Annotated in this window: 16 protein-coding genes; 5 read left to right on the forward strand and 11 right to left on the reverse strand. The window is 70.7% G+C overall.

Features of this window, described 5'->3' with window-relative positions; translation table 11 throughout:
• The first annotated feature begins 219 nt into the window (after positions 1 to 219).
• Entirely contained in the window at positions 220 to 2,460 is a 2,241-nt protein-coding gene (locus tag P8A18_RS04380; protein ID WP_306051936.1) for an ATP-binding protein, read from the forward strand.
• A gap of 18 nt (positions 2,461 to 2,478) precedes the next feature.
• Here P8A18_RS04380 and rpsD read toward each other — a convergent pair whose 3' ends face one another.
• The gene (rpsD, locus tag P8A18_RS04385) at positions 2,479 to 3,093 is read right to left on the reverse strand and encodes a 30S ribosomal protein S4 (RefSeq protein WP_018103888.1); all 615 of its coding nucleotides are present in this window, start codon (positions 3,091 to 3,093) and stop codon (positions 2,479 to 2,481) included.
• A 188-nt stretch (positions 3,094 to 3,281) separates the two neighbouring features.
• On the opposite strand from rpsD, the gene P8A18_RS04390 reads away from it, so the two are divergent.
• Positions 3,282 to 3,983, forward strand: a complete 702-nt coding sequence (locus P8A18_RS04390; protein ID WP_306051937.1) for a DUF2470 domain-containing protein — start codon at positions 3,282 to 3,284, stop codon at positions 3,981 to 3,983.
• 54 nt (positions 3,984 to 4,037) lie between these two features.
• On the opposite strand, the gene P8A18_RS04395 is transcribed toward P8A18_RS04390, so the two are convergent.
• The 4 genes from P8A18_RS04395 to P8A18_RS04410 all read right to left on the reverse strand — a co-directional run bounded on the left by P8A18_RS04395 (position 4,038) and on the right by P8A18_RS04410 (position 8,371).
• Entirely contained in the window at positions 4,038 to 5,414 is a 1,377-nt protein-coding gene (locus P8A18_RS04395; protein ID WP_306051938.1) for a replication-associated recombination protein A, read from the reverse strand.
• A 63-nt stretch (positions 5,415 to 5,477) separates the two neighbouring features.
• Complete coding sequence (locus tag P8A18_RS04400; RefSeq protein WP_306051939.1) at positions 5,478 to 6,113, reverse strand: vitamin K epoxide reductase family protein; 636 nt, start codon at positions 6,111 to 6,113, stop codon at positions 5,478 to 5,480.
• A 286-nt stretch (positions 6,114 to 6,399) separates the two neighbouring features.
• Positions 6,400 to 7,662: a histidine--tRNA ligase gene (hisS, locus tag P8A18_RS04405; RefSeq protein WP_306051940.1), complete on the reverse strand. Its 1,263-nt coding sequence runs from the start codon at positions 7,660 to 7,662 to the stop codon at positions 6,400 to 6,402.
• A gap of 13 nt (positions 7,663 to 7,675) precedes the next feature.
• The gene (locus tag P8A18_RS04410; protein WP_306051941.1) at positions 7,676 to 8,371 is read right to left on the reverse strand and encodes an MBL fold metallo-hydrolase; all 696 of its coding nucleotides are present in this window, start codon (positions 8,369 to 8,371) and stop codon (positions 7,676 to 7,678) included.
• Between the two features lie 147 nt (positions 8,372 to 8,518).
• Here P8A18_RS04410 and P8A18_RS04415 point away from each other — a divergent pair, with 147 nt between their 5' ends.
• The 3 genes from P8A18_RS04415 (at position 8,519) to P8A18_RS04425 (ending at position 11,561) form a co-directional block, all read left to right on the forward strand.
• Complete coding sequence (locus P8A18_RS04415) at positions 8,519 to 9,313, forward strand: peptidylprolyl isomerase (protein WP_306051942.1); 795 nt, start codon at positions 8,519 to 8,521, stop codon at positions 9,311 to 9,313.
• A 194-nt stretch (positions 9,314 to 9,507) separates the two neighbouring features.
• Positions 9,508 to 10,737: a DUF349 domain-containing protein gene (locus P8A18_RS04420; protein WP_306051943.1), complete on the forward strand. Its 1,230-nt coding sequence runs from the start codon at positions 9,508 to 9,510 to the stop codon at positions 10,735 to 10,737.
• A 212-nt stretch (positions 10,738 to 10,949) separates the two neighbouring features.
• Positions 10,950 to 11,561: a hypothetical protein gene (locus P8A18_RS04425; protein WP_306051944.1), complete on the forward strand. Its 612-nt coding sequence runs from the start codon at positions 10,950 to 10,952 to the stop codon at positions 11,559 to 11,561.
• A gap of 5 nt (positions 11,562 to 11,566) precedes the next feature.
• On the opposite strand, the gene P8A18_RS04430 is transcribed toward P8A18_RS04425, so the two are convergent.
• The 6 genes from P8A18_RS04430 to ruvB all read right to left on the reverse strand — a co-directional run bounded on the left by P8A18_RS04430 (position 11,567) and on the right by ruvB (position 19,565).
• Complete coding sequence (locus P8A18_RS04430; RefSeq protein ID WP_306051945.1) at positions 11,567 to 14,128, reverse strand: RelA/SpoT family protein; 2,562 nt, start codon at positions 14,126 to 14,128, stop codon at positions 11,567 to 11,569.
• A 170-nt stretch (positions 14,129 to 14,298) separates the two neighbouring features.
• Positions 14,299 to 14,850 carry an adenine phosphoribosyltransferase gene (locus P8A18_RS04435; RefSeq protein WP_306051946.1) on the reverse strand — a complete coding sequence of 184 codons (552 nt, stop codon included), beginning with the start codon at positions 14,848 to 14,850 and terminating at the stop codon, positions 14,299 to 14,301.
• Positions 14,850 to 15,962: a protein translocase subunit SecF gene (gene secF, locus P8A18_RS04440; RefSeq protein WP_306051947.1), complete on the reverse strand. Its 1,113-nt coding sequence runs from the start codon at positions 15,960 to 15,962 to the stop codon at positions 14,850 to 14,852. Before secF ends, P8A18_RS04435 begins: the two co-directional genes overlap by 1 nt.
• Before the next feature lies 1 nt (position 15,963).
• Positions 15,964 to 17,694 carry a protein translocase subunit SecD gene (secD, locus tag P8A18_RS04445; RefSeq protein ID WP_306051948.1) on the reverse strand — a complete coding sequence of 577 codons (1,731 nt, stop codon included), beginning with the start codon at positions 17,692 to 17,694 and terminating at the stop codon, positions 15,964 to 15,966.
• Positions 17,695 to 17,841: 147 nt separating this feature from the next.
• Positions 17,842 to 18,327 carry a preprotein translocase subunit YajC gene (gene yajC, locus P8A18_RS04450; RefSeq protein ID WP_306051949.1) on the reverse strand — a complete coding sequence of 162 codons (486 nt, stop codon included), beginning with the start codon at positions 18,325 to 18,327 and terminating at the stop codon, positions 17,842 to 17,844.
• A 164-nt stretch (positions 18,328 to 18,491) separates the two neighbouring features.
• Complete coding sequence (ruvB, locus tag P8A18_RS04455; RefSeq protein ID WP_306051950.1) at positions 18,492 to 19,565, reverse strand: Holliday junction branch migration DNA helicase RuvB; 1,074 nt, start codon at positions 19,563 to 19,565, stop codon at positions 18,492 to 18,494.
• Between the last annotated feature and the right edge of the window lie 30 nt (positions 19,566 to 19,595).

Genomic DNA, 19,595 nt, shown 5'->3' on the forward strand with positions numbered 1-19,595 from the left:
CTGCTCCTCGGCGAGGGCCGCCGGAGGGCTTGTCGTCACATTCCCGTCGTTCGCCCGGCCGGCGGACGGGAACGGGACGACAGGCCCTGGCGGCCGGTCGCCGTCCCCCGAGCCTATCGCGCCAGGGCTCACGCCCCGTACCGCATGACCGGCCGGGCCGCAGGAGTTCGGGCGACGAGATTGTACGGAGAGCTTTCAAGCCAGTACTCTGCGTGTTTCATGCGACGCCCTCAGCGCCCACTGCCGCCCGCCGACGATTCCGCTTCCCCGGCCGCCGCCGGAGACGATGGCGCGCACCCGCTGCCGGGCAACCTTCCGGCCGAGCTGAACCACTTCGTGGGCCGGGAGAACGAGCTGGCCGATGTCGCCCGGATGCTGGAGGAATCCCGGCTCGTCACCGTCATCGGGGTGGGCGGCGTGGGCAAGACCCGGCTGGCCACGCGGGCGGCGGCGCTTCTGGAGAAACGGTACTGCGACGGCGTGTGGCTGGTGGAACTGTCCGCCGTCCACGACGCCGGGCTGCTGGAACACGCCGTCGCCGACGCGCTGGGCCTCACCGATCACACCCCCCGGCCGCCCCGCGCGGCGCTGATCGAACACTGCGCCGACCGTGACCTCCTGCTGGTCCTCGACGGCTTCGAACACCTGGTGGACGACTGCGCCGCGCTGGTACGGGACCTGCTGCGCCGCGCCCCCGGGCTGCGGGTGCTCGCGGCCGGCCGGCTACCGCTGGAACTGGCCGGCGAGGCCGTCTACCCGCTCGCCACCATGACCGACGAGGACGCCCTGCGGCTCTTCGCCGAGCGGGCCGCCGGGGTGCGGCCGGACTTCCGGCTGACCGAGCACAGCCGCGGCCCGGCCCAGGACCTGTGCCGCCGGCTGGACGGGATCCCGCTCGCTCTGGAACTCGCGGCCGGGCGGCTGCGCGCGTTGTCGACCGAGCAGGTGCTGCAACGGCTCGACGACCGGTTCCGGCTGCTGACCGGCGGCAGCCGCAGCGCGCTGGACCGGCACCAGACGCTGCGTACGGCGATCGGCTGGAGCCATGAACTCTGCGCCCCGCCGCAACGGCTGTTGTGGGCCCGGCTCTCGGTCTTCGCCGGGCAGTTCGACCTGGAGGCGGTCGAGTACATCTGCAGCGGCCCCGACCTGCCCGCCGACTCCGTGCTCGACGTACTCTCCGGGCTGCTCGCCCAGTCCGTGGTGCTGCGCGAGGACTCCCCCGCGGGCACCCGCTACCGGATGCTGGACACCGTGCGCGAGTACGGCGCCGAGTGGCTGGCGGCCACCGGGGACACCGACCGGCTGCGCAGGCGGCACCGGGACTGGTTCCTGGGGCTCGCGACCTGGTGCGAGCTGGACTGGTTCAGCCCCCGGCAGGCGGAGGTCGCGGCCCGGGTGGAGAGCGAGCTGCCCAATCTGCGCCGGGCCATGGAGTGTTCGCTGGAATCGCCGCAGGAGGCGCATCTCGCCCAGTACCTGGCGGGCACGCTCTGGTTCCTGTGGGTCGGCTGCGGGCGGCTGTCCGAGGGCCGGCACTGGCTGGACCACGTCCTGGAGGAGGAGACCCCGTACGACGCCTCGCGGCTGAAGGCCCTGTGGGTGCTGGGGTACGTCGCGGTGCTCCAGGGCGACCCGGTCGGCGCGATCTCCGCCCTCACCGAGTGCCGGGAGGAGGCGGAAGAGGCTGGAGACGCCACGGCCGCCGCGTACGCCGTGCACCGCACCGGCTGCCTGGCCCTCGTCACCGACGACCTGGAGCGCGCCCGGGACCTGCTGGACGACGCGCTCGGCCGCTACCGCGAACTGGGCGAGCTGAACAGCAACGTCCTGATGGCCCAGGTCGAACTGGCCATGTCCACCGGCTTCCTGGGCGATCTGGAGCGGGCGGCGGTGATCTGCGAGGAGGTCCGGGACATCTGCGAGGACCACGGCGAGCAGTGGGCCCTGAGCTACGCGCTGTACGTCCTGGCCTACGCCACCTTGCAGCGCGGGCGCCCGGAGCGGGCGCGGGAACTGCTCGAGAAGTCGCTGTCCATCAGCCACGCCTTCAACGACCTGCTCGGCACCGTCCTGTCCCTGGAGCTGCTGGCGCTCGTCACGGTGACCGAGGGCGACGCGGCCGAGGCGGCGCTGCTCCAGGGAGCCGCCGACCGGATCTGGCCATCGGTGGGGCTGCCGCTGTTCGGCTCGGCGCACTACGGGGTGCCCCGGGCCCGTTGCGAGGAGCTGGCCCTGCGCGAGCTGGGCGGGGGGCGGTACGCGAGCGCCCTGCGGGCGGGCGGTGAGCTGGGGCCCGACGCGGTGGTCGGCCGGGCACTCCTGGGCCGGGCGGGCGGGCGGGAGCGGGCTCGGGCGGGCACCGACGAGCCGGCCGGGAGCGCCCCGCCCGCGCCCGGCGGAACGCGAAGGCCCGCCGCCTCCCCGGCATCGGGAAGGGGCGGGCCTGAGCGCCGGTGACGAGCGGCTACGCCTGGATCAGCGGGCGTAGTACTCGACGACGAGCTGCTCGTCGCAGATCACGGGGATTTCCTTGCGGTTCGGGTCCCGGTCAAGGCGGAAGGCCAGGGCCTTCAGGTTCACCTGCAGGTAGCGCGGGGTCTCACCGTCGGTGTCGTAACCACCCTCGCGAGCAACCTGGAAGGGGTGCTTGTCGCGGCTGCGCTCACGGACCATGACGATGTCGTCCGGGCGGACGCGGAACGACGGCTTGTCGACCTTGCCGCCGTTGACCTCGATGTGGCCGTGGACGACCATCTGGCGCGCCTGGTAGATCGTCTTGGCGATACCGGAACGCAGGACCAGCGCGTCGAGGCGGCGCTCGAGCTCGACGACGAGCGCCTCGCCCGTCTTGCCCTCGGCCTTCTTGGCGCGGTCGTAGGCACGCGCCATCTGGCGCTCGCTGATGTCGTACTGCGCACGCAGACGCTGCTTCTCCAGCAGACGGACCTTGTAGTCCGAGTTCTGCTTGCGGCCGCGGCCGTGCTCGCCCGGCGGGTAGGGGCGGGCCTCGAAGTACTTGACCGCCTTCGGCGTCAGCGCGATGCCGAGCGCACGGCTCTTCTTGACCTTGGGACGCGACTGATTAGGCACGTTCTCCAGACCTCCGTTGTAGGTTAGGTTAGGCTCACCTTACTCAAGGAGATCGCATGTCTCGCCCTGGGAACACCACACACGTCACGGACAGCACAGACAGCATCGACGCGCCTGAAGGCGTCGAAACGACGGAGGACCGATCAGATCGTGGTCAGCCGCGTCCCAGCGGGCTTGAAAACACACGGATGCCGTCAGCAGCCGAGCGCACACGAACTCTCGTACAGAGTACCTGCTCGGCGGTACTGCTCGTTCCCGGGCTCGACCGGTCCGCCTCGGACCAGCTCATGCCGCTGTCCCGCAGTGTGGGACCCGACGGTGACCTGTTCCTGGAACTCCCCGCCGATTCCCCGGCCGTGCGGGCCGCGACGCACGCCCAGGACGACGAGCTCTCGGCCGTGCTGGAGATCACGGACGTCGCCCCCGTCTCCGTACCCCACCGTATCCGCGGCCGCGCCCGGGTCGGCGGCTGGCTGACCTCCGTGCCCGGCATGGCGGGCCCCGGCCGGATGCTGCTGCGGCTGGAGACGGGCGAGGCCCACATCGACGACCTGTGGGGCGAGGAGTGCGTCGACGCGGAGGACTTCCGCGACGCGGTCCCCGATCCTCTCGCCGTCCATGAGACGGACCTGCTCCAGCACCTGTACTCGGCACACGGCGAGCAGCTGGCGACGCTGTGCGGGCTGCTCGGCGAGCGGGCGGCCTGCACCTGCGCGGCGCACCGGCCGGCCGTGGTGCCCCTGGCGCTGGACCGGCTGGGGCTGCGGGTGCGCTTCTGCGAGCGGGACGGCGGCTGCTTCGACGCGCGCTTCGAGTTCCCCGAGCCGGTGCGCGACGTGGCGGAGCTGAGCCACGCCATGCACACGCTGTTCGAGGCGGCCGCGCGCTGAGGGGCGGGGCCGGGATACGGACGGCCGCCGCCGTGGCCGGGGCGGCGGTCCGGATCAGGCCCGGTCCGCACCGTCCTCGGCGGCCGTCCGGCCGAGCCGCTCCCTGACCCGGTCCACCACGTCCGCGTAACGCGCCTCGGCGCCGTAGCGGGTGGGGCGGTAGTAGTGCTTGTCGCGCACAGCGTCCGGGGCGTACTGCTGGGCGGCGATGCCGCCGGGCACATCGTGCGGGTAGACGTAGCCCCGGGCGTGGCCCAGCTTGGCCGCGCCCTTGTAGTGGCCGTCGCGCAGATGGGCCGGGACCGGGCCGGCCAGCCCCTTGCGCACGTCCTCCCGGGCGGCGGAGATCGCCAGTGTGGCCGCGTTGGACTTCGGGGCGAGCGCGAGGGCGATGGTGGCGTGGCTGAGGGTGAGGGCCGCCTCCGGGAAACCGATCAGGGCCACCGCCTGCGCCGCCGCCACCGCGGTCGGCAGCGCCGTCGGATCGGCGAGGCCGATGTCCTCGCTGGCCGAGATCATCAGACGCCGGGCGATGAACCGCGGGTCCTCCCCCGCCTCGATCATGCGGGCCAGGTAATGCAGCGCCGCGTCGACGTCCGAGCCGCGGATCGACTTGATCAGGGCGCTCGCCACGTCGTAGTGCTGATCGCCGTCCCGGTCGTACGTCACGGCCGCCCGGTCGACGGTCTCCTCCAGGGTGAGGAGGCTGATCTCCGCCTCCTGCTTGGACAGCGCGGCCCCGGCCGCGGCCTCCAGGGCCGTCAGCGCACGGCGCGCGTCGCCCCCCGCGATGCGCAGCAGGTGCTCCTCGGCGTCCTCCGGCAGCGTCACCGCTGCGCCGAGCCCGCGCTCGTCGGTCAGTGCCCGGCGCAGCAGGCCGCGCAGGTCGTCGTCGGTCAGGGACTCCAGCGTCAGCAGCAGCGAACGGGAGAGCAGCGGTGAGATGACCGAGAAGTAGGGGTTCTCGGTGGTCGCGGCGATCAGGGTGACCCAGCGGTTCTCGACGGCGGGCAGGAGCGAGTCCTGCTGGGCCTTGGAGAAGCGGTGGATCTCGTCCAGGAAGAGGACGGTCTCCTTGCCGTAGCCACCCGTGGCCCGGCGGGCGCCCTCGATGACGGCCCGGACCTCCTTGACGCCGGCGGTGATCGCGGACAGCTCGACGAATCGCTTGTTCGTGGCCTTGCTGACCACGTAGGCGAGGGTCGTCTTGCCGATGCCGGGCGGACCCCAGAGGATCACCGACGAGGGGCCGGCCGGTCCCCCGCTCGCCTCGCCGACGAGGCGGCGCAGGGGCGAGCCCGGCTTGAGCAGATGCTGCTGGCCCACGACCTCGTCGAGCGTACGCGGACGCATCCGGACAGCAAGGGGGCTGCTGGACGGGTCCTTCTCCTGGCGGTCTTCGGCAGCTGCGGTAAAGAGGTCGGGCTCCACGTTTTGAAGCCTATGTCACCGCACTGACAACCCGGCCGGGCCGTCAGTGCGGGACGGGGCCGGTCAGCTGGTCCAGAAGTCCCACCAGCGGGTCAGGATCAGCATGCCGATGATGCCGATCCACAGCACCGGGGGCACCCAGTGGAACTCGGTGAGCCCGTTGCGCAGCCAGGCGGGCGCGGGGATGATCCCGTGCCGGATGTTGTGGGTGGTGACGTAGCAGAACATGAAGATGGTGGCGACCCAGGCCAGGCAGCACCACAGGCACAGCGAGTTGATGTTGTACAGCGACTGGTACTGGAGCCAGGTGCAGAAGCCGACGCCGAACAGCGTGCCCGCGTTCATGCCGAGCCAGTACCAGTTGCGGAAGCGGGCTCCCGCGAGCAGGGCCAGACCGATCCCGATGATCACGGGGTAGGTGACCATCCCGAGCCAGGGGTTCGGGAAGCCGAAGGCGGAGGCCTGCTCGCTCTTCATGATGTTGCCGCAGGCCACGACCGGGTTGAGACTGCAGCCCGGGACGAAGGACGGGTCCTCCATCATCTTGAGCTTGTCGTGCGTGATGACCCATGCGGCGAGGGTTCCTGCGGCACCAGTGATCATCAGCAGGATGGCCAGCGCCCGGCTGCCCCCGAAGGTGCGCGTCCCGCTGCTCTCGTCCTGGTCGGAGGAGGGATGGTCAACCGCTGCAGTCGTCATATCGCCGTTTCCGTCACTGAGTAGCCTGCTGGGGCACGGTCATTGTGCCGTACGGGCGGGCCGCTCCTCCGTTCGATGCACATAAAGACGCGTGCGCCGAGAGGTGCCCGTGAGGGAGCGGAACACGGCCCCGCAGCCGCGACGAGGGGCATCGCGCCGTCCCGGCGGCCCTCCGCGCGTGACCGGCCCTCCCGGGCGGAATCACCGTCCGGGATGAACCGGCGATCACCGGGTTGACGCGGGACACCGGGGGCGGCGGGCGCTCGGCCCGCCGCCCCGGCACGCCTCAGACGAGCCGTGCGGTGATCGTCTCCACGATGTCGGACACGGGTACGGGCGTCTGCTCGCCGGACTCCATGTCCTTGAGCTGGACGTGCCCGTCGGTCAGGTCGCGCTCGCCGGCCACGATCGTGAACCGGGCGCCCGAGCGGTTGGCGCTCTTCATCGCGCCCTTCAGCCCCCGGCCGCCGAACGCGAAGTCCGCCGCCACCCCTTCGCGGCGCAGCCGCGTGACGACGCCGAACAGGACCCGGCGCGCCTCCTCGCCGAGCGGGACGGCGAAGACGCTGGTGGTGGCGGGCAGTTCGAGGTCGATGCCCTCCGCCTCCAGGGCCAGGACGGTGCGGTCCACGCCGAGCGCCCAGCCGACCGACGGGAGCGCCGGGCCGCCGATCATCTCGGAGAGGCCGTCGTAGCGGCCGCCGCCGCCCACCGCGGACTGCGAGCCGAGGCCGTCGTGGACGAACTCGAAGGTGGTGCGCGTGTAGTAGTCGAGGCCGCGGACGAGCTTCTCGTCGTCCTCGAAGATCACACCCGCCTCGTTGAGCAGGTCGCGGACCTGCTCGTGGTACGCCTTGCAGGCGTCGCAGAGGTAGTCGCGCAGCACGGGGGCCCCGGCCAGCTGCTTCTGGACCTCGGGCCGCTTGTCGTCGAGGACCCGCAGCGGGTTGATGTCGATGCGGCGGCGGGTCTCCTCGTCCAGGTCGAGTTCGCGCAGGAAGCCCTGGAGCGCGTCGCGGTAGACCGGGCGGCACTCCTTGTCGCCCAGCGAGTTCAGCAGGATGCGGAACTCGCGCAGGCCCAGCGCGCGGTACGCCTGGTCGGCCAGGATGATCAGCTCGGCGTCGAGCACCGGGTCCTCGGCGCCGATGGCCTCGGCCCCGACCTGCGAGAAGTGGCGGTAGCGGCCCTTCTGCGGGCGCTCGTAGCGGTAGTACGAGCCGGAGTACCAGAGCTTGACCGGCAGGTTGCCGAGCTTGTGGAGGTTGGCCTCCAGGGCGGCGCGCAGCACGGACGCGGTGCCCTCGGGGCGCAGGGCCAGCTCGGAGCCGCCCTTGGTGGTGAGGGTGTACATCTCCTTGGTCACGATGTCGGTGGACTCGCCGACGCCGCGGGCGAAGAGGGCCACGTCCTCGAAACCGGGGGTCTCGATGTAGCCGTAGCCGGAGTTCCGCAGCGGGGCGGCGATCGCCTCGCGCACCGCCAGGTACTTGGCGGAGTCCGGCGGGGTCAGGTCGTACGTGCCCTTGGGGGCCTTGAAGGTGCTCACGATTCCGCTCTCGTCACATTCCTCGTCGGGGCGCGTCCGTACCGGCCGTACCGCTCAGGTACGGGTTGGTGGCGCGCTCGCGGCCGATGGTCGTCTGGGGGCCGTGACCGGACAGCACCACGGTCGAGTCGTCGAGCGGCAGGCACACACGGGCCAGCGACTCGAGGAGCTCGGCGTGGTCGCCGCCGGGCAGGTCGGTGCGTCCGACGGAGCCGGCGAAGAGCAGGTCGCCCGAGAAGAGGACCTGGGGGACCTCATGCGTCTCGGGCATCCTGAACGTCACCGACCCCTTGGTATGGCCGGGCGCATGCGAGACGCCGAATTCCATGCCCGCGAGCAGCAGCCGTGCGCCGTCGCTCAGCTCCTTGACGTCGTCCGGCTCCCCCACCGTCAGTTCGCCCATGAGCGGCATCCCGATGGAGCGGCCGAGGGCCTTCTCCGGGTCGCTCATCATGTAGCGGTCCTCGGGGTGGATCCAGGCGGGGACGTCGTGCGCGCCGCACACCGGGACGACCGAGGCGACGTGGTCGATGTGGCCGTGGGTGAGGACGACGGCGACGGGCTTGAGCCGATGCTTCTTCAGCGCTTCCTCGACGCCGGGGGCCGCCTGATGGCCCGGGTCGATGATCACGCACTCCTCACCTGCGGCGGGGGCGACCAGGTAGCAGTTGGTCCCCCAGGCCCCGGCGGGGAACCCGGCAATCAGCACGATCGTCCTTAATGGTCGTCCTACGGGGAAGGCGGCTGCGAGGTCGCAGCAGTTCAGAGCCTACCGGCGCTCCTCATTCCACAGCTAACCCATATACCGTACGGGGCAACCCAGGCCCGATCACACGACGTACAAGGAGATCACCCGGTGGTCAGCAGCGATCAGCGGCGGCGGCAGCTCGCCAGGGAGAAGTACGAGCGGCAGCAGCAGCGGCGGGAGGAGGCCCGGCGCCGTACACGGCGGCTGACGCTCGTCATCACGTCCGCGGTGGCCGTGGTGGCCGTCATCGGCGGTGGCACGTACCTCGCCACCAAGGGGGACGGGGACAAGGACAAGACGGACGCGGCGGCGAGCCAGAGTCCGTCCGCCGAGGCCTCGCCCACTCCGGCGAAGAGCGAGAAGCCCGAGCCGGCGATGAAGATCGACAAGAAGGCCGAGTACACGATGTCGCTCACGACGAGCCAGGGCGACATCGCGTTCACGATGGACGCGTCGAAGACCCCGCACACCACGAACTCCTTCAAGTCGCTGGCCGACAAGAAGTTCTTCGACGGGACGAAGTGCCACCGGCTGACCACGGACGGCATCTACGTCCTGCAGTGCGGCGACCCCAACGGCGACGGCACCGGCGGCCCCGAGTACACGATCCCCGACGAGAACCTGACCGCGCTGGGCAAGGCGGGCGAGGACGGCATGGTGACGTACCCGGCGGGCACGGTGGCCATGGCCAACACCGGCCAGGAGCACACCGGCGGCAGCCAGTTCTTCCTCGTCTACAAGGACAGCAAGCTGCCGCCCACCTACACGCCGTTCGGCACGATGGACGAGAAGTCGCTGAAGGCCGTCGAGGCCATCGGCAAGGCCGGGGTGGACGACGGCGGCGCCGACGGTGCGCCGAAGAAGGCCGTGAACATCTCGAAGCTGACCGTCGACAAGGTGTGAGCCCGGCGGGCCAGGGGCGATGTCCGGGGCGGGCACGTGGCGCGGTCGAATAAATCCGGCCGCGCTGAGTGCGGACAGCCGGGCGGCCCGTCGCCTAGATTGGCGTGGTGCAGGGCGGGCGCTGCCCGCCCCAGGAAACTGTGGACGATGCCAGGGGGGTGATCCTCTCGCGGGCATCAGGTGGAGGAGGCGCTGTGAGCAGCGACCCGTGGGGCCGAGTCGATGAGACGGGCACCGTGTACGTGCGTACAGCCGACGGCGAGCAGGTCGTCGGATCGTGGCAGGCCGGTTCACCGGAGGAGGCCCTGGCCTACTTCGAGCGCAAGTACGAGGGCATTGTGGTCGAGATCGGCCTCCTCGAACGGCGGGTGAAGACCACCGATCTGTCCGCGAAGGACGCGACGACCGCCATCGAGCATCTGCGTGGCCAGGTCGACGAGCACCACGCCGTCGGCGACCTGGACGCGCTGCGCAAGCGGCTGGACGCGCTGGTCGCGACGGTCGAGTCGCGGCGTGAGGAGCGCAAGGCGCAGAAGGCGAAGCAGGCCGACGAGGCGAAGCACTCCAAGGAGGCCCTGGTCGCCGAGGCCGAGGAGCTGGCGCAGAGCGAGCAGTGGCGCTCCGCGGGCGAGCGGCTCCGTGCTCTCGTGGACACGTGGAAGGGCCTGCCGCGGCTCGACCGCAAGTCCGACGACGAGCTGTGGCACCGCTTCTCGCACGCCCGCTCGGCGTTCTCCAAGCGCCGCAAGGCGCACTTCGCCTCGCTGGACGCCCAGCGCGAGGAGGCCCGCAAGGCCAAGGAGAAGCTGGTCGCCGAGGCCGAGGCGCTGTCCGGGTCCACGGACTGGGGGGCCACGGCCGCCCGCTACCGCGACCTGATGACGCAGTGGAAGGCGGCCGGCCGCGCCCAGCGCGAGGCGGAGGACGAACTGTGGAACCGTTTCCGCGGTGCGCAGGACGTCTTCTTCGCCGCCCGCGGCGAGGTCTTCGCGGAGCGTGACGCGGAGCAGGGCGAGAACCTCAAGTTGAAGGAGGAGCTCGCCGACGAGGCCGAGAAGCTGGTGCCGGTGAAGGACCTGAAGGCGGCCAGGGCCGCGTTCCGGGGTCTCAACGAGCGCTGGGAGGCCATCGGCCACGTGCCGCGTGACGCCCGTCCGAAGGTCGAGGGGCGGATGCAGGCGGTGGAGCGGGCGCTCCAGGAGGCCGAGGAGTCCGAGTGGCGCCGGACGAACCCGGAGGCGCGTGCCCGTGCCGCGGGTCTGACCGGTCAGCTCCAGGCGGCCGTGGACAAGCTGCGTACGCAGATCGACACGGCCCGCGCCTCGGGCAACAACGCCCGCGCGGACAAGCTGGCCCGCGAGCTGGAGGGCCGGCAGGCGCTGCTGGACCAGGCGCTCAAGGGCCTGGAGGAGTTCGGCGGCTGACGTCGCACGCATGTCCCGGGGGCCTTTCCGCGTTCGCGCGGGAAGGCCCCTTCCCCGTGGGGCGGCGTGGACGGCAATGAGAAGGCCGTGACAACTGCCGGAACGCAGCAGTGATCCGGGGCGGGCCCGGAAGCGATGATCTTCGCACCGGCGTGCTTCGCGCTCTCGCCGGCTTCGCCGAGTTCACTTACGCATCTGAGGCAGGTTCACCGATGAGACTGACCCGCGTCGCCCTGACCGCGGCGGCCACCGCCCTCGCCCCGGCCCTTCTTCTGTCCGGCCCGGCCTTCGCCGCCGGGACGGCGTCCCCGCCGGCCGCCAACGCCGCCGCCTCGACGCCGGCGGGCCACGGCTCCGACCTCCCGGTGGACGACATGTCCGACGACGACGTCCGCGTCGCGGTCGTCCGCCTGCTCGCCGACCCGGCCTCCGGGAAGCGGGTCGTGAAGGAGGTCAACGCGCTCCTCGACGCCAACGACCCGGCGCAGATGCGCGAGTGGCTGAAGACGGGCTACCCGCTCGCCCAGGCCGAGGACGACAGCGTCGCCCTCTTCCGCATCCTCGGCAGTCCGGCCTCCGGCAAGCGCGTCATCAAGGAGATCAACGCGCTCCTCGACAACGGCACCGCCCAGGAGATCCGCGAGTGGCTGGACAACGGCTACCGCCTCGCCCAGGCCGAGGACGACAGCGTCGCCCTCTTCCGCATGCTCGGCGAGCCGGACATCAGCGACGCGATGCGCGCCGCCGTCATCGAGGCCATCCAGGGCACGCCCGAGGAGATGCGGTACTTCCTGGAGCACGGCCAGTACGAGGTCGACGCGTAGGCCCTCTACGGCCGGCGGGCCGAGGTCACCCGGTAGACGTCGTAGACGCCCTCCACGCCCCGTACCGCCTTCAGGACGTGCCCGAGGTGCTTGGGGTCGCCCATCTCGAAGGTGAAGCGCGAGGTGGCGACCCGGTCCCGGGACGTCTGCACGGCGGCCGACAGGATGTTGACGTGCTGGTCGGACAGGACGCGGGTGACATCCGACAGGAGCCGGGAGCGGTCCAGTGCCTCGACCTGGATGGCGACCAGGAAGACCGAGGACTGGGTGGGCGCCCACTCGACCTCCAGGATGCGTTCCGGCTGCTGCGAGAGCGAGTCGACGTTGACGCAGTCGGCCCGGTGCACGGAGACCCCGCTGCCGCGGGTGACGAACCCGATGATGGGGTCTCCGGGCACGGGCGTACAACAGCGGGCGAGCTTGACCCAGACGTCCTCGACGCCCTTGACGACGACCCCGGGGTCGGCGTTGGAGCGGCGCTTGTTGCGGCTGCGGGAGGGCGGGGTGCTCTCCTCCAGGTCCTCGTTGGCCGCGTCCTCGCCGCCGAGCGCCTGGACCAGCTTCTGGACGACGCCCGCGGCGGCGACATGGCCCTCGCCGATCGCGGCGTACAGGGACGAGATGTCGGGGTAGCGCATCTCGTGGGCGAGGGTGACCAGCGAGTCGCCGGTCAGGATGCGCTGGATCGGCAGGTTCTGCTTGCGCATGGCCCGCGCGATGGCGTCCTTGCCCTGTTCGATCGCCTCGTCGCGGCGCTCCTTGGAGAACCAGGCGCGGATCTTGTTGCGGGCCCGGGGCGACTTGACGAAGCCAAGCCAGTCGCGGGAGGGCCCGGCACCGGCCGCCTTGGAGGTGAAGACCTCCACCAGGTCGCCGTTGTCGAGCGTCGACTCCAGCGGTACGAGCCGGCCGTTGACCCGTGCCCCTATGGTCCGGTGGCCGACCTCCGTGTGGACGGCGTAGGCGAAGTCGACCGGGGTGGCCCCGGCCGGAAGCGCTATCACGTCGCCCTTGGGCGTGAAGACGAAGACCTCGTTGCGCGAGAGGTCGAAGCGCAGCGACTCCAGGAACTCGCTGGGGTCCTCGGTCTCCTTCTGCCAGTCCAGGAGCTGGCGCAGCCACGCCATGTCGTTGACGGTGTCCTGGCCGCGGCCGGTGTTCTTGGGGACGTCGGTACGCACCTTGGAGGCGCCGGCGACGGCCTCCTGCTTGTACTTCCAGTGCGCGGCGATGCCGTACTCGGCGCGGCGGTGCATGTCGAACGTACGGATCTGGAGCTCGACGGGCTTGCCGCTGGGGCCGATCACCGTGGTGTGCAGTGACTGGTACATGTTGAACTTGGGCATCGCGATGTAGTCCTTGAACCGGCCCGGGACCGGATTCCATCGCGCGTGCACGGTGCCGAGCGCCGCGTAGCAGTCGCGGACGGTGTCGACGAGGACGCGGATGCCCACCAGGTCGTAGATCTCGGCGAAGTCGCGGCCGCGCACGATCATCTTCTGGTAGACGCTGTAGTAGTGCTTCGGCCTGCCGGTGACGGTGGCCTTGATGCGGGCGGCGCGCAGGTCGGACTGGACCTCGTCGGTCACTATGGCGAGGTATTCGTCACGCTTGGGCGCCCGCTCGGCGACGAGGCGGACGATCTCGTCGTACATCTTCGGGTAGAGGATCGCGAAGGCGAGGTCCTCCAGCTCCCACTTGATGGTGTTCATGCCCAGGCGGTGGGCGAGCGGGGCGTAGATCTCCAGCGTCTCGCGGGCCTTCTTCTCCTGCTTCTCCCGCTTGAGGTAGCGCATGGTGCGCATGTTGTGCAGCCGGTCGGCGAGCTTGATGACCAGGACGCGCGGGTCCTTGGCCATGGCGACGACCATCTTGCGCACGGTCTCGGCCTGCGCGGCCTCGCCGAACTTCACCTTGTCCAGCTTGGTGACGCCGTCGACCAGCAGGGCGACCTGGTCGCCGAAGTCGCGGCGCAGGGTGTCCAGGCCGTATTCGGTGTCCTCGACGGTGTCGTGCAGGAGCCCCGCCATCAGGGTGGCCGGATCCATGCCCAGTTCGGCGAGGATCGTCGTCACGGCGAGCGGGTGCGTGATGTACGGGTCGCCGCTCTTGCGCTTCTGGCCGCGGTGCCAGCGCTCGGCGACCTGGTAGGCGCGCTCGATCTGGCGCAGCGTGGAGGTCTCGATCTTGGCGTCGTTGCTCCGCACGGTGCGCAGCAGTGGTTCGAGGACCGGGTTGTACGGGCTGGAGCGCTGGACGCCGAGGCGGGCGAGCCTGGCCCGGACCCGGTTGGAGGAGCCGCCGGAGCGGGACACCGAGCCGGTGGCGGGCACGAGGGCTCCGGCCGAGGGCTTGGCCGGCGGCTTCGGGGCGGTCGGGGTGGGTGCGGCCGGCTGGGTGGGGGAAGCGGGCGCGGGGCCGTTGGCCTCGGCGGACGCCGGGCCCGTGCCGGGCTCGGGGGCCGGGGGCTTCGGCTTCTCCGCGGGCTGCTGCTTCGCGGGCGTGGCTGGGGCCGCCTCGGGCTTGTCGGGCTGCGGGGCGGCGACTGGCTGGGCCTCGTCTGGCAAGAGCGCTCCTCGTGCGGATCCGGACACCCGGAAGGGCCATCGTATCGACCCGACGGCCAGTCCTCCCCCGGGGACCGTGAGAGCCCTGACAACGCCGGAGGGCACCCGGTTGTTCCCGGGTGCCCTCTTCGGTGCACGTGTCGCTGTGCCGGCTACGGCACGGCGGGCGCTCAGACCGTGATCAGGGCCTCCAGCGGAGCGCCCCGCAGGTTCTCCTCCAGACGGGCCCGTCCGGCCAGGAAGCCCAGCTCCATGAGGACGGCGACCCCGGCGACCTGGGCACCGGCCCTGCGGATCAGCTCCAGGGAGGCACCGGCGGTGCCGCCGGTGGCCAGGACGTCGTCGATGACCATGATCCGGTCGTCGGCGGACAGGTCCTCCGCGTGGATCTCGATCTCCGCGGTGCCGTACTCCAGCTCGTACGCCTGGCTGAGCGTGGCGCCCGGCAGCTTGCCGGCCTTGCGGACGGGTACGAAGCCGAGGCCGGCCCGGATCGCGACGGGCGCGGCCAGGATGAACCCGCGGGCCTCCAGGCCGACGATCTTCGTGGCGCCGTGCCGCAGGCACAGCTCCGCGAGGCTGTCGGTGAGGGCCGTGAACGCGACCGGGTCCGCGAGCAGCGGGGTGATGTCCTTGAACATCACGCCCGGCTTCGGGTAGTCCGCGACGTCACGGATGCGGCTGAGCAGCAGTTCTCTCGTGCTCTCCGTGGTGCTGGTCATCAGCGCCTTCCCGGGGTGCGGCCGTGGCCCCTGGGGGGCTGCTGGCGCTGTCCGACGACCGCGCCGGCGGGTGCGGCGTCCTCGGGGTCCTGGTCCTGGTCGCCCTGCTCGGCCTGTTCGGCCTCGGTGGCCTCGCCCTTGGCGGCGGCCGCCGCGCGCTTGGCGAGGACCCGCTTCTTCAGGGCCTTCATCTGCGGGTCCCGTTCCTTGAGGTCGGCGACCAGCGGGGTGGCGATGAAGATCGAGGAGTAGGCACCGGCCGCGAGGCCGACGAAGAGGGCGAGCGAGATGTCGTTCAGCATGCCGGCGCCGAGGACGCCGCCGCCGATGAACAGCAGACCGGCGACCGGGAGCAGGGCGACGACGGTGGTGTTGATCGAGCGGATCAGCGTGCCGTTGATGGAGCGGTTGGCGATCTCGCTGTAGGTCCACCGGGTCTGCTTGGTGATCCCCTTCGTGCCCTCCTTGAGGCTGTCGAAGACGACGACCGTGTCGTAGAGGGAGTAACCGAGGATGGTCAGCAGACCGATCACGGTGCCCGGGGTGACCTCGAAGCCGACCAGGGCGTAGACGCCGACCGTGATGGTGATGTCGTGGATCAGCGCGACGAGGGCCGCGATGGCCATCCGCCACTCGAAGGCGATGGCCAGATAGATGACCACAAGGATCATGAAGATCCCGAGACCGGTCCATGCCTTGTTGGCGATCTGCTCGCCCCAGCTGGGACCGACCAGGTCAGCCGCGATCTTCTCGCGCGGGACGTCGAGGTCGGCGGCGAGCTTGTCCTGGATCTCGTCGGACTTGGCGGTGTCGACCTCGGTGATCTGAACGCGCAGACCGCCGTTGCCGAGCTTCTGGACGATGGCCTGGTGGCCGGATGCCTCCGTCGCCAGGTCCTCCGCCTCGGAGACGGACACGCTCGTCTTCGGGGTGGTGAAGACGGCACCGCCCTTGAACTCGATGCCCATGTTCAGGCCGCTGACCGCCAGGGCGACGATGGCCGTGATGGTGATCAGGACCGAGACGCCGTACCAGATCCTGCGGTTGCCCATGAAGTCGTAGCCGACCTCGCCGCGGTAGAGACGGGCGCCGAAATTGCCGAGTCGCGACATCTCACGCCTCCTTCGGGTCGGTGGGGGCGTTGACACGGCGGGAGCGGCGCAGCGGCGGCTTGGCGCCGAGCCGTTTCGGGTCGAGTCCGGACCAGGGGTGACCGCTGGCGAAGAACTTCTTGCGGGCCATGAGCGTCAGGAGCGGCTTGGTGAAGAGGAACACCACGACGACGTCGAGCAGGGTGGTGAGACCCAGCGTGAACGCGAAGCCCTGGACCTTGCCGACGGTGACCACGAAGAGCACGGCGGCGGCCAGGAACGACACGAAGTCGGAGACCAGGATGGTGCGCCGGGCCCGCGGCCAGCCCCGCTCGACGGCGGGGCGCAGCGTGCGGCCCTCGCGGATCTCGTCCCGTACGCGTTCGAAGTACACGATGAAGGAGTCCGCGGTGATACCGATGGCCACGATGGCACCGCATACGGCCGGCAGGTTCAGCGCGAAGCCGATGGCGGGGCCGAGCAGCGCCATGATCGTGTAGCTCAGGATGCCGGAGACCAGGAGGCTGAGCAGGGCGATGAACGCCAGCCCGCGGTAGTAGGCCACCAGGTAGATGATCACGAGGGCCAGGCCGATGGCGCCGGCGATGAGGCCGGCCTTCAGCTGCTCGCCACCGAGCGCGGCGGTGACGGTGGTGACGCTCTGCTCTTTGAAGGAGAGCGGCAGCGCACCGTAGGAGAGCACGTTGGCCAGGTCCTCGGCGGACTGCTGGGTGAAGCTGCCGGAGATCTCGGCGCTGCCGCTGAGGGTCTCGTTGACGCGGGGGGCGGAGACGACCTCGCCGTCCAGCGCGATGGCGAACTGGTTCTGCGGCTCCTGCTGCGCGGAGAGCTTCTTGGTGATCGTCTGGAACTGCTTGGAGCCCTTGCCGGAGAACTCCATCTGGACGATCCACATGCCGCGCTGCTGGTCGAAGTTGGCCTTGGCGCTGTCGACCTCGGTGCCGGACACCTCGGCCGGGCCGAGCACGTACTTCGCGTCGCCCTCGGAGCTGCACGCCAGGACCGTGTCGGTGGACTTGCCGCCCTGGGCGGCCTTGGAGCGTGAGGCCTCGTTGGAGCAGTCGAGCTCCTCGAACTGCTTCTGCAGCTTCGCGGCGGCGGCCTCGTCCTCGGCGGACGCGGAGGCGCTGGCCTCCGGCGAGGCGTCGGTCTTCAGGGCGCCGGTGACCGCGCGGCCCTGGGTGGTGGCGCTCGCACTCGGCGACGACGAGGAGCCGGTGGCCTTGTCGCCGTCGTCCGCCTTCTCGGAGGCCGTGGCGCTCGGCGACGGGGAGGAGCTGGCCTTGCCGGAGGGCGAGGCGCTGGGCTCAGGGGTGGGCGACCCCTGGGCGACGGTCAGCACCGGCCGGAAGTAGAGCTTGGCGGTGGTACCGACCTGCTCACGGGCCTGGGCGGAGTTCGTGCCCTTGGGGATGTTGACGATGATGTTGCGATCGCCCTGGGTCTGGACCTCTGCCTCGGAGACACCAAGACCGTTGACGCGGCGTTCCATGATCTGGACCGCGGTGTCCATGTTGGTCTTGTTGATCGCCTTTTCCTGGCCCGGTTCGGCTTTCGCCTCCAGCGTGATGGAGGTGCCGCCGGCCAGGTCGATGCCGAGTCGCGGCGTCGGCTGGTGGGCCAGGAACATCCCGCCGGTGAGGGCGACCATGGCGATCAGGATCAGAGCCAGGGAACGCCCCGGCTTCCCCTGACCGCCGGATGCTCCCCGGCCCTTCTTCGGTGCTGCCACCTTGTCGTTTCTCCCTAGTCCAACCGCCCCGCGCCGGGTGTGCGCCCAAGCGGCCACGAAGTTTAGTGGGGACCCGCCCCCGTGAAGGAGCGCACGGACCGGGGACGGCCGGATGCCTGCCGGCTCACGGCCTCCCCGGGTCGTGTGCTACTTCGCGTCGGTCTCGCCGTCGGCCTTGCCCTCGGACTTCTTGTCGTCCTTGGCCTCGGCCGGCTCGTCGCCCTCGTCCGAGCCGGTCTTCTTGACCAGGTCGGTCTTCGCCTCGTCGGCGTCGTCGGCGGTGTCGAGCTCGGTCAGCGAGGAGGCGTCGTCGGGCACGATGGCGCCGTCGACGTCGAGCTCCTCCTCCTCTTCGCCGTGGACGATGCGGTTGTACTCCGCGTCGTCCAGGACCGCGCCGATGGCGTTCTTGGCGTAGATGGCGTGGACGCCGGGAGCGACTTCGAGGGTGACCGTGTCGTCGTGAAGCTCCTTGACGGTGGCGTACATGCCCCCGATCGTCCGGACGCCGGTGCCGGGCTGCATTTCATTGCGCATGGCCGCAGCCGCCGCCTGCTTCTTCTTGGCGGACCGCGTCATCAGGAACATGGCCCCGATGAGCACGATGAAGGGGAGGAGAGTCACGGGATTCACGGGACGATTTTCCTTCGCACGACCGCATTGGAAAGCGGCCTGGTATACGGGGGTGGGTACACCGACCGTTAAGGGCGGCATCGGCGGAGTCTAAGCGAGTCCGCATCGATGGAACAACGCCCAGCATGGCACCGTGGTTCCGCTTCCGGTCAACCTGTGACGCATCACGCCCCGAACAGGCCCTGTTGTCCCTTTCCGCCTTGCTGGGGAGGAACGAGTCCCAGATGGGCCCAGGCGGCAGGCGTGGCCACCCGCCCGCGCGGTGTCCTGGCCAGCAGTCCCTCCCGTACGAGGAAGGGCTCGGCGACCTCCTCGACCGTCTCGCGCTCCTCCCCCACGGCGACCGCGAGGGTGGACAGGCCGACCGGTCCGCCGCCGAAGAGCTTCAGCAGGGCGCCGAGCACCGCCCGGTCCAGCCGGTCCAGGCCCCTGGCGTCCACCTCGTACACCCCGAGGGCCGCCGCCGCGATCTCGCGGTCGATCCTGCCGTCGGCCTTGACCTGGGCGTAGTCCCGGACCCGGCGCAGCAGCCGGTTGGCGATGCGGGGGGTGCCGCGGGAGCGTCCGGCGATCTCCGCGCCGCCTTCGGCGTCCAGCTCGACGTCGAGCAGGCGGGCCGAGCGGTGAATCACCCGTTCCAGTTCGGCGGGGGCGTAGAACTCCATGTGTCCGGTGAAGCCGAAGCGGTCGCGCAGCGGGGGCGGCAGCAGACCGGCCCGGGTGGTGGCGCCGACCAGGGTGAAGGGCGGCAGCTCCAGCGGGATGGCGGTGGCACCGGGGCCCTTGCCGACGATCACGTCGACCCGGAAGTCCTCCATGGCCATGTAGAGCATTTCCTCGGCGGGCCGGGACATGCGGTGGATCTCGTCGAGGAAGAGGACCTCGCCCTCCTGGAGCGAGGACAGGATCGCCGCGAGGTCGCCCGCGTGCTGGATGGCGGGGCCCGAGGTGATCCGGATCGGCGCGTTCATCTCCGCCGCGATGATCATGGAGAGGGTGGTCTTGCCGAGGCCGGGCGCGCCGGAGAGCAGCACGTGGTCGGCGGTGGCGCCGCGGGCGCGGGCGGCCTTGAGGACCAGGTCGAGCTGTTCGCGGACCTTCTCCTGGCCGACGAACTCGTCCAGGTCCTTGGGGCGCAGCGCCGCCTCGACCGCGGTGTCCTCGCCGTCCGCGCCGGCGTCGACCAGCCGGTCGTCGAACCGCTCGCCGGTGTCGGTTCCGGTGTCGTCCCAGTTCATCTCGTCTGTCCCGCCTCGGATGTTTCGGTG

It is taken from the genome of Streptomyces sp. Mut1, assembly GCF_030719295.1.
Classification (GTDB): Bacteria; Actinomycetota; Actinomycetes; order Streptomycetales; family Streptomycetaceae; genus Streptomyces; species Streptomyces castrisilvae.